A 16,025-nucleotide genomic window follows, 5' to 3' on the forward strand; every position below is an offset into this window, starting at 1 on the left:
ATCCCTCCGGCCCGCTGCTTGGTATCTCTCTAAAGAACTTATCGCCCCGTAACCTCTCGGCCAGGGCTTTTTATATGGTCTGATTAGCTTTCGCTTCTCATTCTCTATCTTTTTAATTAGGCTTCAGAATCGCTCTGCTTGCCTTTACCCCCGTTGGGGCTGCAAAGATGATAATCTTTTTTTATTACTCCAAATTTATTTGGCTTTTATTTTTAATTATCTTTTGTTTTCAAAATAACCGCAATCCTTGCGTTTGCGGAGTGCAAAGGTGTGGTTAATTTTTCTGTTATGCAATAGAAGATTTATTATATTTTTTGGTATTTGTATAAGCTGCTGATAATGTGGTTGAAAACTTTAAAAATTTTCTTTTAAAAGAACTGGTACTGATGCGTTTGTTGGTTAACATTACTCGAAAAGCCCTAGGCTAACTATTTGTTAAAACTAAAAATTGAATCGCAATTGTTGGTAAAAATTAAAATAAAGGGTGGAATATTATAGTGAGACAGATAATTTTCTTTCTCAAGTCGCCATTTTTAGATATCAGCATAGCTATTATTACTGAGTTTAACGGTTAAGGGTGGGCTTATTATGGCTTTGCTGGTTTTATAGCGGTGGACGAAAAAACCAAGGGAAACAAAAGGGTCTGCTTAACGCTAATGATATAGTGTAGTTGTTTTGAGAAATGCCTTCGGTTTACCGATGTTTAATTAACATAGATTTTGCCAATTAACTTGTGTTAGAAAACTACTTTTCATAAATATAGTTTTTTGGCATTTAATGCTATTTCCATTATATCTTTTTTTGTCTTATCCTTCGACTCAGACAACATTGGCATTTTTCATAATCAACTATTAAAAGCAGAACCGTTTTGTGATTAGGAAATCCTCTGATAGGCAAAGCAACTTAACCGAAGTATAAAGCCTTAGAATCAGATCGAGGCGACAGCCCTATTTATTGTTGATAAATCATGAGTTTTAACTCTATTTCATATTGTTTTGTATGAAATATATTAACCCTCGTGATGACAAGAGAAAAAGGATGCCGATTCTATCCCTAACCAAAATAAATAAGGATAATAAAAAACTAAATAAATAGTTGTAAAACTAAAATATTAGTTTTACATTTGATTATCATAAAAATTTAAAAAGATGGATAAAGAGATAAAAGAACTAACCAAAGCAGAGGAGCAATTGATGCAAGTGCTTTGGGATTTAGAGAAAGCTTTTGTAAAAGAAGTAATTGATCAATTGCCCGAGCCAAAACCAGCATACAATACGGTATCTACATTTATCAGGATTTTGGAGACCAAAGGTTTTATTGATCACGTTGCTTTTGGCAAAAGCCATCAGTATTACCCAATTGTAAGCAAAGAAGAATATAAGAGTTTTGCCACAGAGAAGCTGATGAGTGGCTATTTTGAAAACTCGGTAGAAAGTATGTTCTCTTACTTTGTTAAAAAAGAGAAAATTGATTTGGCAGAAGCAGATGAAATTTTGAAAATGATCGAGAAACTTAAAAACAAATAATTATGAATTGGGCTAATTACTTGATACAGATCAACCTCTACTTGATATTGTTTTATGGCTTTTATTTGCTCTTATTAAAGAATGAAACATTTTTTAACCTAAATAGAACTTATTTGGTTGGCTCTGCTTTTTTTGCAATCATTACTCCTTTGTTAAGGGCAAATTGGGTTAAAGTTTTGTTTATTACAGATAAAGTACAAACCAGTTGGGCAAATGTTAATGTAGTGGTGATGCAAGGTTTTGCAAGCCCAATAGCAAAAGATAATACTTGGGTTGTTGGTGATTATTTAACCCTTGCCTATTTAGCTATTGTTTTTTTTCTTATTGTGAGGTTGATAATTAGATTGGTTAAGTTAAGCAAACTGTTAAAATCTGAACATATTTTAGAAGCGTTCTCTTTCTTCAAAAAAATAAATATTAACCCTGCACTACCTCACCAAGCCCAAATTGAGAAACATGAATTAATCCATGCAAAGCAATTGCATTCTGCAGATGTTATTTTTTTCGAGCTTTTGAGCGTGTTCAATTGGTTTAATCCGATTTGTTATCTGTATAAAAAATCCATCAAACATATCCATGAGTTTATAGCAGATGAGGCGGCCGTAAAAATGAGCGAAAGCAAAAGCGAATATGCCATGCTTCTGTTCAGTAAGAATTTTGGGTTAAACCCAAAACAACTAACCAACAATTTTTTTAACCAATCATTATTAAAAAGGAGGATCAAAATGTTACAAAAACCTAAATCAAGAAAAACCGCCATTTTAAAATACGGACTTTCTGTTCCGTTATTTTTATTGGCCATTATTTTATCATCGGCTAAAATTAGCGAGAACAAAACCATTGATAAAATTGCAACAACGGTAAAGCCAAAGCAAGATATTTCTGAAATTATTGCGCCGAAAGCAATGATAGATTTAGTATCTAAACCCACAAAAAATGAGTTAAAAATCAATAAAGAAGGAGATTTTATTGCTTTTAAAAAATATTTGGCACAAAACTTAAAATACCCAACAGAGGCAAAAGAGAGTAAATTGGCGGGTAAGGTAGCAGTAGAATTTAACGTTAAAAATGGTGGGAAAATAGATGGGGTGGTTGCAAAAACCATGAATGATAATTCCCTAGGACAAGAAAGTATGAAAGCTGTATATTCATACCCAGAGAAGCTAAATGTAGAAGCTGGCACTTATACTATTTTCATAAATTATGTTTTAGAAGGCAGTGATATTAAAGCCTTAGATAATACCAATGAATTAGGCATTATAAAAAATTATATAGGCGAATTGGTTGTTACTGCATTTGCAAAAGAAAAAAATACTCAGATTAATGAAGTAAAAGTTAGAGGCACAGCAAAAGAACAAGATGAAATTTACCAAAATGTAGAGGTTTTACCAAGTTTCCCTGGGGGGCTTGTCGCTTTTGGAAAATTTTTGGGAGATAATTTGAAATATCCTCAAAAAGCAAGAGATGCCAAAATAGAAGGAAGGGTTTATTGCCAATTTGTGGTAGAAAAAGACGGTAGCTTAAACGATATAAAAATAGCTAGGGGCATAGGAGGAGGCTGTGATGAAGAAGCAGTTAGAGTTTTGGCAATATCCCCAAAATGGAACCCTGGGGTGCAAAATGGAGAGAAAGTAAGAGTAAGTTATACTGTTCCAATTTTCTTTCAGATGAATCCTGGTTCATTAAATTCAGTTAAAAAGAATTTAACTCCTGAGCAAATTCAAAAAAACAGGGAAAGTATTGATGCTATATTAGATAGAAAAGTGTTAATGGTAATTGATGGCGTTGAGATTGATAGAAGTACAAAACCATTAAATGACCTAATAAAACCTGGAGATATAGAATCTATGAATGTGCTTAAAGGAGAAAGTGCCATCAAAAAATATGGCGATAAAGGTATAAACGGAGTAATTGAAATTACAACAAAAAAGAAATGATAAGTTAAAGTGTAAACTAAAAAGTTGGGTTTTAAGCCCGCCTTTTTTTGTTTTAGTTTATTTTATTTGCGCACTTATTTGCCCAGGTTTACCAATTGTGTTATAATTTCCGTCTCCCTTTAAAACAGCAGCCATCAAAGAATTATCAAACAATAAATCCTTAGCTTTTTTAAGCTCTAGATCGTACTGGAAAGCTTGCTGCGCCTTGCCCTTTTCAAAGTAGTAACGTTGTACGATCTCGCTTTCTAAAACACGTTTGATCTCTGGTTTAAACTCGGTTAAATCGTTCTTTTTACCGCCAGAAATCTTAGTTTTTAAACTCTCGTATTCGGTTTTAATTTGTTCCCATTTTTTATCATTGATGGCATCATCTTTTAAGCTACCCAAGGTTTGTTCGGTTGGTGTTTCATAATTATAATCCTTCCCATCCAAATAAGAAACAAAGTTTTGGTATTCGGCATCGCTTAGCCTAAAATCTTTGGCGGGCGCAATAGATGGATGTGTTTTTACAAATGCGGTTGCGTAATCAAAAATGAAATATTTGTTAACCAAAACCTGGGTAATTTCATGATATTTATAGGGGTCTACATATACATCTGGATAAATCCCGCTTCCGTTATATACAGAACGACCAATCTTGGTTTTATAAACAGTTAACAAAGAATCAGGGACTTTATCTACCGAGCCATCTTCATTTCTATGAGAATAATCTAAAGCTTGTATGCACCTGCCAGAAGGCGTATAATATTTTGCTACGGTAATTTTAACCAAACTGTTATATGGCAAATTAAAGGTTTGTTGTACCAGCCCTTTCCCAAAACTGCGTTGCCCAATAATAACCGCCCTATCTAGATCTTGTAAAGAGCCTGCAACAATTTCAGACGCAGAAGCAGAACGACTGTTAACCAAAACAACCAAAGGGATTTTTGGATCCAATGGATTGATATAAGTTTTATAGGAAATTGTCTTTTCGGGATTTTTGCCTTTTTGTACCACCACTTCCACATCACGATCAACAAAAAGATTTACAATTTTTACCGCCTCTTGTAATATGCCGCCTCCGTTATAACGTAAATCTAATACTACGCCTTTTGGATTATTTTTGTTGATGTTGGTTAGCGCATCCCTTACTTCCTGACCAGAATTTTCCAAGAATTTATCTAATTTGATATAGCCGATGTTGCCATCTATCATACCAAAATAACTCACATTAGGTTGATTGATCTCTGCCCTGTTCAAAACTTTCTCTATCGTTTTTCCATCCCTTAAAACCACTATTTTAAGCGGAGTTTCTTTTGGGCCTTTTAAGAGTTGGCTAATTTGTTCATTGCTTTTATTCAGCACTTTTTCATTATCGATAGAGATTACCTCATCTCCTGCCCTTATATCTGCCTTTTGGGCAGGATAACCTTCAAATGGATCAGAAATAAAAATCCTTCCATTTCTATGGATTACACCCGCACCGATCCCTCCATATTGTGTGCTCACATATTTCATTTTATAATCCTCTATCTCAGATTCTGGGACAAATTCTGTGTAGGGATCTAAATTATCTAGCATGGCATCAATACCATTGCGCATCAACTTAGCCGAGCTTAATTCATCTACATAGTTGATATTTAACTCTTTATAAACAGACGCAAAAATATCTAGGTTTTTGGATATTTGAAAAAGATCGTCTTTAAATGAAAATGTGAGTGCCGCAAAAGCGATTAAACCAATGCTCAGGCTTGCTCTAATATTATTTTTAAAAATCCCCATAGCTATAAAATGTTTCTAAAATTACAAATTTGAACGGAGTTTTTTAATAAATGTTACCACATTTAAAATCTCTATAAACCAAAAAAGACGGGCATTATCGCCCATCTTATCTAACCGAGGTTTTATTGTGCTGCTTTAAATTATCTTATTGATTTAGCACTGATCAATACTCCGTTACTATCAAATAGTATGGCGTATTTGGTCAAATTTGCATCAACAATTACTAGATATGCTTTAACAGATCCATTTTGGGTTGATGAAAAAGCCTTCTTAAATACATAATTTGGATAGGCCGTGTTTAAATAAGAGAGGATGCTTACGGGCAGTTCGCTTTGTTGGATTTGTTTATCTGCCCCTACCCTGGTTGGGATAGCATTTCTTGTAATAAAAGTGCCATCTAGTTTAAAGATATTTGCAAAAAAAGTAACATTCTTACTTATCAATATAATACTAAGGTCTTTTGTTAACCATGCTGCTTTTAAGGTGTCTGATGGATAGTTGGAACTCATATAAGCTTTGATGTTTTGGGTCAAATTTGCGATTGCCAAACTATCTCTTTGCTTTCCGTCCCTATCATCAAAGCATCCCCCATCGTGATGATCTCTGTTAAACCTTAGATCTATCCCTTCACGTAATTCTAGAACTTTTAAGAAAGAGCCGTCTGCCCCAAATTTAACCGCTACGGGTTTTCCGTTATAAATGATGCCAACTACATAGCTATCAATAGTTGCATTACCTAACAGATTTGTACTAAATGCTTTTATAAAAGCATAACCGGCATAATTAGCGTTTAAGTAATTGGTAATTGCCAAAGGTAAATCGGCCGCCTTAACAGCGGTTCTTCTATGGTCTCTTAAACAAGCCCCAACTGCATAAACAGAGTCTTTAACAGCATTTAGGTTCCCAACTATACTTTCAGTGGCTGCAATGGCAACAGCCCCGTTCTGTGTTATAGCATTATCAGAATTAGTGGCATCTTCTGCCTTTTTACATGCCGTAAAAGCCAAGGCTACAAATGCTAATAAAAGAAAGTTTTTTTTGATTTGTGTTTTCATTTTAATGGGGTTTAAATTAATATTAAGCGTAACTGCTATTTAAACTTAAACCGCAAAAGGTGTTATGTACCCTAATTTTTATAAAGAAATACTTAAAAATAAAGTTGGCGTAAACGGAACCGTCTGATTATAAATATTTAAAGTATTGGTTTGTTCTGTTGGGATCCTCTGTAAATTATTTATTTTAAGGTTTTGGGTATTAAATAAATTTAAAATAGATACTCCGGTTTCTAAGCAATATTTCTTTTTAGAAAACTTATAATTTAATGCCGTATCAAACCTGTTATAAGGCAAAAAGTTATCCTTCTTATTATCGCTTGGGTTTGTACTTGGAAAACCAGAACCAAAAACATAATTGGCAGAAAAGTAAAATGGCGATAAATTTACTATCCCGGCAAATTTTACCTCATGTCTTTGATCTTGTGGGGCCCTTTGATATTGATCGTTTATTGTGCCTCTTTTTGTTTTTATTGGATACCTTTCTGTGGTTTTACTTAAAGTATAGGCTATCCAAGCGGTGCTGCCCCTATAATTCTTTTTAATCAAGATGTCTAAACCAATGGCTTTCCCATCACCCACCAAATTTGCTGTACTGTTTTTTGTTCTGATGTATTTTGTAAGCCCAGATGTGGTTTTATAATAGCAATCACCATTTAGCCACCAATTGTTCTTTTGATAATTAGCACCTAAAACCCAATGTTGAGCATCATATACAGGCACTTTTCTATCATCGCAAACCGCCCAATTATAATTTAAGTTGCCTTGTTCATCAACGGTTTCGGTATAGGCTATAAATTGGTTGTAAATACCCCAAGCAGCAGAAAGTTTAAATTGATCATCAACCTGATATTGGGCTGCCAACCTTGGTTGAAGGTATGTTTTGTTTAAGCCTTCTGCATAATCTATCCTTAAGCCAGGGGTTATTTTGATCTTAGGGATAATAAAATAATTATTTTCTACAAAAGAATAAAACCTGTTAATGCCGTTTGCTTCGTTCAACTTTCGGCTATTTACAGAATCTTGGGTTAAAAGTGTGTTGTTGTTTATAAAACCTGCGCCAAACAAAAAGCTATAATTTTTAACCGTTGGTAATAAATGGGTAAATTTTATGCTCTGCTCTTTTATGTTGTTGTTAAACAACTCTGAAATGGTATTGTAATTTTGATCATTGTTTAGATAATCTATCAAAACATTATTGTTTCTATTGCTTTTTAAGCCAGAGGATGAAACAGTTATGGTAGATATTGATCCTTTGCCCCAAATTTTACCATAATTGGCCGTTGCACCGTATTGATTGTTTCTTTCCTTATCGCCTCCATCAATCTTAAACCTGCCTTGGGTGGTATTAAATATCGATGAAAAATCATCAGAACCATTAAATAAACTGATATAATAGTTATCTCCTTTTAAAGATTTGCCAGAAAATTTTATGTTTAAATCATTAAAATTATAATCAGGTATTACATTATAATCGCTCACATTATTTTGCTTTCTTTTATTTGGAGAATTAAACCCTAGCTTATACGGATCGTAAACGTTGTAATAAGTTTGCCTAGCGGCGATTACTAGAGCGGTGTTTTTAAAAAGAGGTGTGCTAGCAACGCCGTTTAAGGTAAGGTTATCCAAACCGATTTTAAGATTAGGCCTGGTGGTATTTCCTTCTATCCCGACGATATCTACAACCCCACCAACCCTGTCTCCTTGGGCTACGCCGTAACCTCCTTTTTGTACGTTGAGGTCTTTGGCAATTAATGGGTTAACAGCGCCTATGTTATCGTTAAAGTTTCGCAATCCAAATATCGTAAAGCCATCAAAAGAGATTTTAGTTTGTCCTTGGTAACTGCCCCATATCAATAAATCATTAGATTGATCGCCAGATGCCAAAATACCCGGTTGTAAACGCAAAATATTATAAACAGAGTTATCGCCGCCGCCCGGTAAATTTTCACTGATATTATGATTGATCCTTAGATTGCCCGCACTGTAAAAGGTATTACTTTCTGGGTTTTTATAAAAAGAACTTAAAACTACTTCTGATAGTTGGATATTGCTTTTTTTAAGCTTTATGGCTAAATAATTTTTTGCATCAACTATTGTATCAAGCTTTAAATAGCCTAAATAAACAATTTGGATGCTAAATATACTATCTGTTTTAGAAGAGAAAGAGAAATTTCCCTTTTGATCGGAGATTAAAGACAACCCATTAATAACAATAGTGGATAGGGGCAGGGTTTCATTGGTTTGGGCATCAGAAATATTGCCGCTCAGGATATAGTTTATAGGTCTATCAACTTTTAGGTCACTGATAACGAAAACGTTGTTTATCACTTCAACCTTTAGGGGCAAACCTTTTAAAAGGTATTTGAGCGCCTTTTCTGGCGTATTAAATTCTTTCTTTAAACTGATATTGAAGGTGCTCAGTTTATCATCATTAAAAGAAACATTAAAAGCATAAGAATCCCTAAGGTTTGTTAATACTTTGTTTAAACCAATATTATTTGCGTTTATGGTTACCTTCTGTTGAGAAAAAACATGTTGTTTGTTGATGAAGATAAAAAATACCGTAAAATAGATTAACCTAAATTTAAGGTGCCTTTTGTATAAGATATGCGCCAGAGGGTAATTTTTTATATTCAAGTCCAAAAGGTTTGCAAACTAGGTTTAATGCCAGTTCTATGTTTTTTTCTTTGTTAAAATCCCCGGTGTACAACTCTTTAGAGTTACTTAGGTCTTTTATAACAACCCCGTACCGTAATGAGATTTCCCTAAGAACTTTATCTATGGGTACTTGGGTAAATACAAATTTACCAAAGGCCCAAGCAGTTGCTAATTTAGCATTAACGGCTAAATTTAATTGAATATTACCAGTATTAGAAAACTTAACCATCTGGTTGGGAGTTATCAAAACTTTTTCATTTGTTTTTAAGGATACCACCTTAACTTTTCCAGTTAAACAAGTTACTTCATAATCATTATCCCTTGCAAAGATATTGAAACTTGTACCCACAACGGTGGTAGTGCCAATTGGAGATATTACCGTAAATTTTTTGCCTTTTTGTACTTTAAAAAACGCTTCACCTGTTAAATGTACTTCTCTGTTATAAGCCCACCAGATAGGGTTATAAGCTATCTCAGATTTTGAGTTAAGATGTACCGTAGAACCATCGGGCAAAACGGCAATCTCTTGTTTACCAGGGGATGCCTTTACGGTTTTGCTATAAAATTTTGTGCCGAGAAAGCAGGCGGCAACCAATAAAACTATGCTCGCCGCTATCTGCCATTTTTTGGCAAAGATAGAAATTACATTTCCTGTTTTTTTTGCTGGCTTTTGAAGCATCAATTCCAATTCTGCCCAAACCTCTTGTTTGCTCTTTCTAGATTCCATTGGTTTAAGCTTTTTTATCAAGTCCAAAGGATCTTGGTTAAAATCCTTATCGTTTAAACTATCCATATTTTAATGCCTTTCTTAAATAAGATAACGCATTAGACATTCTTTTTTCTACCGTCTTAATGCTTATATCTAGCCTTTCGGCAATTTCGGTGTATTTTAATTCTTCCATCCTGCTCATCATAAAAACAGTTCTTTGTTTTTCTGGTAACTGTACCAATGCTTGTTGATAGCTGTTTTGCAGTTGCTTGTAATCATAATGGTTATCTACCACAAGTTCGGTAAGCTCTAGCTGCATCCTGTTGTTGTATTTTGCCTCAACCTCAAATTTTCTGTATTTGCTCACCAACATATCCTTTGCAATTTTATATAGTAGGTACTTAGCGTTCTTTAGATCTAGCTGCATTTGTTTTTCCCAAACCCTAACAAATACATCCTGTGCTATATCGGTAGCTATATCAATATCTCCCACCCTATAGAATATATAATTCTTTATAGCATCAAAATAAGTATCGAACAAAAACTTGAAATCTTCTTTTTTCAATTAAATTAATATTACGCGTATAACAATATACCGATTTAGGAAACGATTACCCTAATTCTTTATAAACAAAAAAATCCCCATCTAAAAAGATGAGGATTTTTATACTGATCGCAAGATATCTTTATTCTTGCTTCCTTAATCTAAGTTATGCTCCCAAAACAACTCTTTTAAAAGCAGTAACGGTTAAACCTTTAGAGGTTTCATCCAAGAATTTACGGATATCTTTGGAAGAATCTTTAACAAATTCTTGGTTCAATAGCGTTTGTTCTTTGTAGAATTTATTCAATTTACCAGCAGCAATTTTCTCTACCATTTCTTCTGGTTTGCCCTCTGCTCTAATTTGCTCTTTGGCAATTTCCATTTCTTTTTCGATGATACGTGTATCAACATCGGCTTTATCAACCCCAACTGGGCTCATCGCAGCAATTTGCATGGCAACATCTTTACCAGCTTCATCTAATCCGGCAACATTTTGGTTAAAACCCACCAAAACTGCTAAACGGTAATTTCCGTGGATATAAGCAATTACTTTATCGGCAGATATGGTTTCAAATTTAGAAACACCTATTTTCTCGCCGATCTTACCAGTTTGATCAATAATTAAGTCAGAAATTTTTGCGCCATCTAATTCTAAAGCAGTTAGTTCTTGGATAGAAGAAACGCCGCTTTCAACAGCTTTATCAGCAATAGCTTGTGCAAAGGCAACAAAATCAGCATTTTTAGCAACAAAGTCAGTTTCGCAGTTTACTTCAACAACGATACCTTTTTTACCATCAGCGGTAGTTTTAGCGATAACCACTCCTTCGTTAGAGTCTCTATCAGAACGTGAGGCCGCTACTTTAGCGCCTTTTTTACGTAAATAGTCAATTGCAGCTTCAAAATCGCCATTTGCTTCTGTTAAAGCTTTTTTGCAATCCATCATACCTGCGCCAGTTTGCTGACGAAGTTTATTTACATCTGCTGCAGAAATTTGTACTGTAGACATTTTATAAAAGTTTTAGCCCCCTCCAACTCCTCTGCCAGCTGGCAGAGGAGAGAACTGGGCGTGAATATTTTGTGTATTATTTTTTTAAGATAGCAGAGCCACCATAATTCATCTCTGCCAGCTGGCAGAGAACGAGGGGCATTACTCTCCTTTTGCCTCTTCAGCGGCAACCTCTTTTGTAGTTTCTTTAGTAGCTACAGGCTCAGCAGCGTCAGCGCCTTTACGGGTTCTTTTGCCACTTTCTGAAGGTGCTTTTTCTGTTTTTGCTTCTGGCGCATCAACTTTTGCTTTTTCTGCAGCAGCTTCTTTATCGCTTTCGGCATCTTTTTCTTGCTTGCGTTCTTCTAAACCTTCTTTAATCGCATCAATGATGATACCTGTAATTAAAGAAATAGATTTTGTAGCATCATCATTAGATGGGATAGGGAAATCTATGCTAGAAGGATCTGAGTTAGTATCCACCATTGCAAAAGTAGGGATATTTAACTTTAAAGCCTCGGTTACAGCGATATGCTCTTTCTTAACATCTATTAAAAACAAAGCAGCTGGTAAACGGTTTAGATCAGCAATACCTCCTAAAAGGGTTTCTAATTTAATACGCTCACGCTGGATCATCAGTTTTTCTTTCTTAGAAAGCACATCGTAAGTACCGTCTTTAGTCATCTTATCGATGTTTGTCATCTTCTTGATAGACTTTCTTACGGTAGCAAAGTTGGTTAACATACCACCTAACCATCTTTCGGTTACGAAGGGCATATTTACAGATTTTGCATATTCTGCAACGATGTCTTTAGCTTGTTTCTTTGTAGAAACAAATAATACTTTACGGCCACTCTTAACAATTTGTTTGATAGCAGAAGCTGCTTCTTCAACTCTTGTTAAAGTTTTGTTTAAGTCTATTATGTGGATTCCGTTACGCTCCATAAAAATATATTGAGCCATTTTCGGATTCCATTTGCGGGTAAGGTGACCAAAGTGTACACCTGCATCCAATAAGTCCTGATAAGTTGTTCTTGCCATTGTCTTGTCCTCCGAATTTTAACGTTTACTGAATTGGAATTTCTTTCTTGCTTTAGCTCTACCTGGTTTCTTACGCTCAACCATACGGTTATCACGCGTCATTAAACCCTTGGCCCTAAGAGAAGGTTTCCTAATTGCGTCTAATTCAACAATAGCCTTAGCAATAGCTAAACGAACAGCCTCGGCTTGCCCTTTAACACCACCACCGGCAACATTTACTTTTACATCATACTGTCCCGTAACCTCGGCAACAATAAAGGCTTGGTTTACGATGTACTGTAATGGCAAAGTTGGGAAATATGTTGTATAATCTTTACCGTTTACGGTAATTGCGCCGTTGCCATCTTTTAAGTAGATACGGGCAACAGCAGTTTTTCTTCTTCCAGAAGTATTAGTAACTGACATTTCTTTTCTCCTTTAAATTTAAAATTTAATTTCTTTAGGGTTTTGTGCAACATGTGGATGCTCGTTACCTGCATAGATATACAGGTTTTTGAAGATTGCTCTTCCCAACCTATTTTTAGGCAACATACCACGTACAGCCTTCTCGATGATACGAGTAGGATGCTTTGCCATCAACTCTTTTGGAGTTATGAAACGCTGACCACCTGGATAACCAGTATATCTAACATAAACCTTGTCAGACATTTTGTCTCCTGTCAATTTAACCTTGTCTGCATTGATAACGATAACATTATCGCCGCAGTCTACGTGTGGGGTAAACGATGGCTTGTTTTTTCCTCTGATCACTTTTGCGATGTTAGAAGACAAGCGCCCCAAAATCTCTCCTTCAGCGTCAACAACAACCCATTGTTTGTCAACGGTTTTATTATTTGCAGAGACAGTTTTGTAACTTAACGTATTCACTTGCTTTAATTTAAAATGATTAATTATATAAAATCCCCATTTTTGGGGACTGCAAAGATAGAACTATCAATTTATATATCAAAGGGTTGGGCCATTATTTTTGATAAGTGTTTTTTTGCTCTAAAAAAATGGTTTTTTTGTTTTAGCTGGAGCCCAACTTTTGAATTAATGGTTTAGGCGTTTCCTTTGCCACCTCCCAACAGGCTATCGCAAAGGTAGGGCGAAGAAAAGGGGCATCGCACAATACTTAGGCATAGTTGTTCTGAGACGGCTAACAAGAATATCGATAACCTATGTTTTAAGCCTACCTATAAATCATCGCAAAGAAATATTTAAAATTTATTTGTGAGCCTGTTTATTCTTGAACCCAAAAATCGGTCTGGCATATTTAATTACAACTACATTAATTTTTAGAAATAGCTTTAGCCTATCATTACTAGATTTGCCTTGCTAAGCCCCAAAAAAAAATAAAATTTCACGGCGTAAATTTAAACAGGCTATTATTCTGCGGCAACGCTCTTATTTTTAAACCTCATTACAATCAAGAATAAAAACCCCAGGCAGCTAATTAACAAAAAAGGATAAACAACCCAATCTGGGTGTGCGGTGTAAAAAGTAATTTCAGAATTCAGGTTTATATCTTGTTTGATCACCGCATCATGCCACCAAACAGTTTGCTGTACTATATCGCCCCTTTCGTTAATAAATGCAGAAATACCAGTATTTGCAGATCTGGCAACCCAACGCCTGTTCTCGATAGCCCTTAACCTGGCATAATCTAAATGTTGGTCTTTTCCAGATGTATTTCCCCACCAACCATCGTTTGTGATCACTGCTATAAATTGTGCTCCTTTATATACAGATCCTGCTATCCAATCTCCCCAAATAGACTCGTAACAAACTGCTGGAACAACGCCAATTCCGCTTGAAGCGTAAAGATTACTTGGCTCTTTTTGTTGGCCATAACCACCTGTTGTGCCCCCAAATTTCTCGAATAATGGGTTAAGGATAGATAAAACTTCTGGGAAAGGCATTTTCTCTACACCTGGGACCAGTTTAGATTTATGATAAAACTGTAATTTTGGAGAGTTTTCGATAGCAACCGCGGTATTAAAACTATCATACCAAAGGTTGTTCTCTTTCACGTATCTTGCAGATAAGGTCTTTTGATCTTGATAGGTAAGATACGTTTCTGCGCCTGTAATTACTGTGGCGTTTTTAAAACTATCCAAAAAAACTTGTATGGTTTTAAAAGATTTTGTGTTCCTGAAATCTGTTTCATCTTTATAACCGGTAATTGCTGTTTCTGGCCAGATAAAAAACTCTGTATTTATTTGTGCCTTTTTTTTACTTAGTTTTATGAGTTTTGCCAGTTGCTCTGCTTCTGTATAGGTATGGTTTTTACCATAAGGGTCAATATTGGGTTGTACCACCACTATATCTGATGGGTTTATTTCTTCTTGATAAGTGCTATAAACCAAAATAGATAAACCTATGGGCAATATAACCCAAACTGCCAAAGCAAAGGATAAACCTTTGATTGTTCGCATTGCACCTTGTGCCTTAAGCCTTTCGCCTTCTATTTGTTTTTTTCCTAAGTTTTCAGAATGTCGCCTTTTACCTTCTGCCTTTAATAAAACCCAAATCCTAAACAATAAAATATTAGAAACCAATATCCAAAAAGTACCACCGTAAACACCTGTATATTCATACCATTGTATCAATTGTGGGCTTGTAGCAAAACCGTTTCCTAAAGTCATCCAAGGGAATTTTAGGTCCCATGTTTGATGTAAGTATTCATAACTTACCCAAAAACCGATTAAGCTTATATCGGCAAGAAGCGGCGTGGCGTTTCTCGCAACTTTACGGTAAAGCCAGAAGCTAAAAGTCATTAATAATGCGCCTAAACCAAATGGTATCAAGGATAATAAGCAGGCAATAAAAGTAGGCATTACTGCATTTAAGGAATTAAAGACCCAATAAATGGAAGCCGTGTTCCATATCAAAAATGCTAGACCTGCAATTAAGAAAATTTTACGCCCTTTGTTTTTTAGATTAGATTCTTCAATTTCTTGCAGCGCAATCATCAAAGGGAAAAAAGCGATCAACAAAATTGGTGCGGTAAACGGGATGGGCGGCCAGGCCAACCAAAGTAAAAATGCGGTTAAAAGGGCTAACCAAATTTGTCGTTTCATCTTTTATAATATTTATCGTCTTTTTTTGGAGCGGTTTCTGTATTTCCGGCAATTACCAGTACAAATTCTCCTTTTAAGATATTCTCTTCAAAATGCGTTTTTAGTTCGCTTAAAGATCCCCGTACATTTTCTTCGAACATCTTGGTTAATTCCCTAGAAATGGAAGCTTGCCTTTCTGCGCCAAAAACCGTTATCAGTTCTTCTAAAGTTTTTAATAAACGATGAGGAGATTCATAAAAAATCATGGTTCTATTCTCGTAAATCAATTCTTTTAATCGGGTTTGCCTACCTTTTTTTACGGGCAAAAATCCTTCAAAAGTAAAGCGATCATTAGGTAAGCCAGAGTTTACCAATGCGGGCACAAATGCGGTAGCGCCTGGCAAACATTCAATGGCTAGATCATGCTTTAAAACCTCACGAACCAATAAAAAGCCCGGATCAGAAATTGCTGGGGTACCAGCGTCAGAAATCAGCGCAATATTTTGCCCGTCTTTCAAAAACTTAACAATTTCGGCAACTGCCTTATGCTCATTATGTTGGTGATGGGCAAAAACTTTTTTATCAATCTCGAAATGCTTGAGCATGGGTGCGGATGTTCTGGTATCTTCTGCCAAAATTAAATCTACCTCTTTTAATATCCGCAAAGCCCTTAAAGTAATATCTTCTAAATTACCGATAGGAGTAGGAACTAGATAAAGTTTGCCGCTCATTAAATCAATTTAATATTTTTTTAAATTCTGATTATTG

At 35.3% G+C, this 16,025-nt stretch carries 13 protein-coding genes; 2 read left to right on the forward strand and 11 right to left on the reverse strand.

The window, feature by feature from the left end:
- Positions 1–1,148 precede the first annotated feature (1,148 nt).
- Positions 1,149–1,526 (forward strand): BlaI/MecI/CopY family transcriptional regulator, encoded by a 378-nt coding sequence (locus I5M32_RS04080; RefSeq protein ID WP_200584913.1) that lies wholly within the window; start codon positions 1,149–1,151, stop codon positions 1,524–1,526.
- A 2-nt stretch (positions 1,527–1,528) separates the two neighbouring features.
- Entirely contained in the window at positions 1,529–3,463 is a 1,935-nt protein-coding gene (locus I5M32_RS04085; protein ID WP_200584914.1) for a M56 family metallopeptidase, read from the forward strand.
- A gap of 57 nt (positions 3,464–3,520) precedes the next feature.
- Here I5M32_RS04085 and I5M32_RS04090 read toward each other — a convergent pair whose 3' ends face one another.
- The 11 genes from I5M32_RS04090 to rsmI form a co-directional block, all read right to left on the reverse strand.
- Positions 3,521–5,224 (reverse strand): S41 family peptidase, encoded by a 1,704-nt coding sequence (locus tag I5M32_RS04090; protein WP_200584915.1) that lies wholly within the window; start codon positions 5,222–5,224, stop codon positions 3,521–3,523.
- Between the two features lie 140 nt (positions 5,225–5,364).
- Positions 5,365–6,279 carry a PepSY-like domain-containing protein gene (locus I5M32_RS04095; RefSeq protein WP_200584916.1) on the reverse strand — a complete coding sequence of 305 codons (915 nt, stop codon included), beginning with the start codon at positions 6,277–6,279 and terminating at the stop codon, positions 5,365–5,367.
- A gap of 78 nt (positions 6,280–6,357) precedes the next feature.
- Complete coding sequence (locus I5M32_RS04100; RefSeq protein WP_200584917.1) at positions 6,358–8,916, reverse strand: TonB-dependent receptor; 2,559 nt, start codon at positions 8,914–8,916, stop codon at positions 6,358–6,360.
- Positions 8,864–9,730 (reverse strand): FecR family protein, encoded by an 867-nt coding sequence (locus tag I5M32_RS04105; RefSeq protein ID WP_200584918.1) that lies wholly within the window; start codon positions 9,728–9,730, stop codon positions 8,864–8,866. The genes I5M32_RS04100 and I5M32_RS04105 overlap by 53 nt, the downstream gene beginning before the upstream one ends.
- Positions 9,723–10,211: an RNA polymerase sigma-70 factor gene (locus tag I5M32_RS04110; RefSeq protein ID WP_200584919.1), complete on the reverse strand. Its 489-nt coding sequence runs from the start codon at positions 10,209–10,211 to the stop codon at positions 9,723–9,725. Before I5M32_RS04110 ends, I5M32_RS04105 begins: the two co-directional genes overlap by 8 nt.
- Before the next feature lie 145 nt (positions 10,212–10,356).
- Positions 10,357–11,196 carry a translation elongation factor Ts gene (gene tsf / locus I5M32_RS04115; RefSeq protein ID WP_200584920.1) on the reverse strand — a complete coding sequence of 280 codons (840 nt, stop codon included), beginning with the start codon at positions 11,194–11,196 and terminating at the stop codon, positions 10,357–10,359.
- A 141-nt stretch (positions 11,197–11,337) separates the two neighbouring features.
- The gene (gene rpsB, locus I5M32_RS04120; protein ID WP_200584921.1) at positions 11,338–12,216 is read right to left on the reverse strand and encodes a 30S ribosomal protein S2; all 879 of its coding nucleotides are present in this window, start codon (positions 12,214–12,216) and stop codon (positions 11,338–11,340) included.
- Between the two features lie 18 nt (positions 12,217–12,234).
- Positions 12,235–12,621 carry a 30S ribosomal protein S9 gene (gene rpsI, locus I5M32_RS04125; protein ID WP_200584922.1) on the reverse strand — a complete coding sequence of 129 codons (387 nt, stop codon included), beginning with the start codon at positions 12,619–12,621 and terminating at the stop codon, positions 12,235–12,237.
- An 18-nt stretch (positions 12,622–12,639) separates the two neighbouring features.
- A complete protein-coding gene (rplM, locus tag I5M32_RS04130; protein ID WP_200584923.1) occupies positions 12,640–13,083 on the reverse strand; it encodes a 50S ribosomal protein L13 in 444 nt (147 codons plus the stop codon).
- Between the two features lie 500 nt (positions 13,084–13,583).
- A complete protein-coding gene (lnt, locus tag I5M32_RS04135; RefSeq protein ID WP_200584924.1) occupies positions 13,584–15,278 on the reverse strand; it encodes an apolipoprotein N-acyltransferase in 1,695 nt (564 codons plus the stop codon).
- The gene (rsmI, locus tag I5M32_RS04140; protein ID WP_200584925.1) at positions 15,275–15,988 is read right to left on the reverse strand and encodes a 16S rRNA (cytidine(1402)-2'-O)-methyltransferase; all 714 of its coding nucleotides are present in this window, start codon (positions 15,986–15,988) and stop codon (positions 15,275–15,277) included. The genes lnt and rsmI overlap by 4 nt, the downstream gene beginning before the upstream one ends.
- Positions 15,989–16,025 lie beyond the last annotated feature (37 nt).

The organism is Pedobacter segetis, from assembly GCF_016623585.1.
Lineage (GTDB): Bacteria > Bacteroidota > Bacteroidia > Sphingobacteriales > Sphingobacteriaceae > Pseudopedobacter > Pseudopedobacter segetis.

Excerpts from the sequence above, each read along its gene's own strand:
- I5M32_RS04080 (WP_200584913.1), top strand. The coding sequence starts at position 1,149 with ATGGATAAAGAGATAAAAGAACTAACCAAAGCAGAGGAGCAATTGATG.
- lnt (WP_200584924.1), bottom strand. The coding sequence starts at position 15,278 with ATGAAACGACAAATTTGGTTAGCCCTTTTAACCGCATTTTTACTTTGG.
- rpsB (WP_200584921.1), bottom strand. The coding sequence starts at position 12,216 with ATGGCAAGAACAACTTATCAGGACTTATTGGATGCAGGTGTACACTTT.
- I5M32_RS04090 (WP_200584915.1), bottom strand. The coding sequence starts at position 5,224 with ATGGGGATTTTTAAAAATAATATTAGAGCAAGCCTGAGCATTGGTTTA.
- rpsI (WP_200584922.1), bottom strand. The coding sequence starts at position 12,621 with ATGTCAGTTACTAATACTTCTGGAAGAAGAAAAACTGCTGTTGCCCGT.
- I5M32_RS04095 (WP_200584916.1), bottom strand. The coding sequence starts at position 6,279 with ATGAAAACACAAATCAAAAAAAACTTTCTTTTATTAGCATTTGTAGCC.
- tsf (WP_200584920.1), bottom strand. The coding sequence starts at position 11,196 with ATGTCTACAGTACAAATTTCTGCAGCAGATGTAAATAAACTTCGTCAG.
- I5M32_RS04085 (WP_200584914.1), top strand. The coding sequence starts at position 1,529 with ATGAATTGGGCTAATTACTTGATACAGATCAACCTCTACTTGATATTG.
- rsmI (WP_200584925.1), bottom strand. The coding sequence starts at position 15,988 with ATGAGCGGCAAACTTTATCTAGTTCCTACTCCTATCGGTAATTTAGAA.
- I5M32_RS04105 (WP_200584918.1), bottom strand. The coding sequence starts at position 9,730 with ATGGATAGTTTAAACGATAAGGATTTTAACCAAGATCCTTTGGACTTG.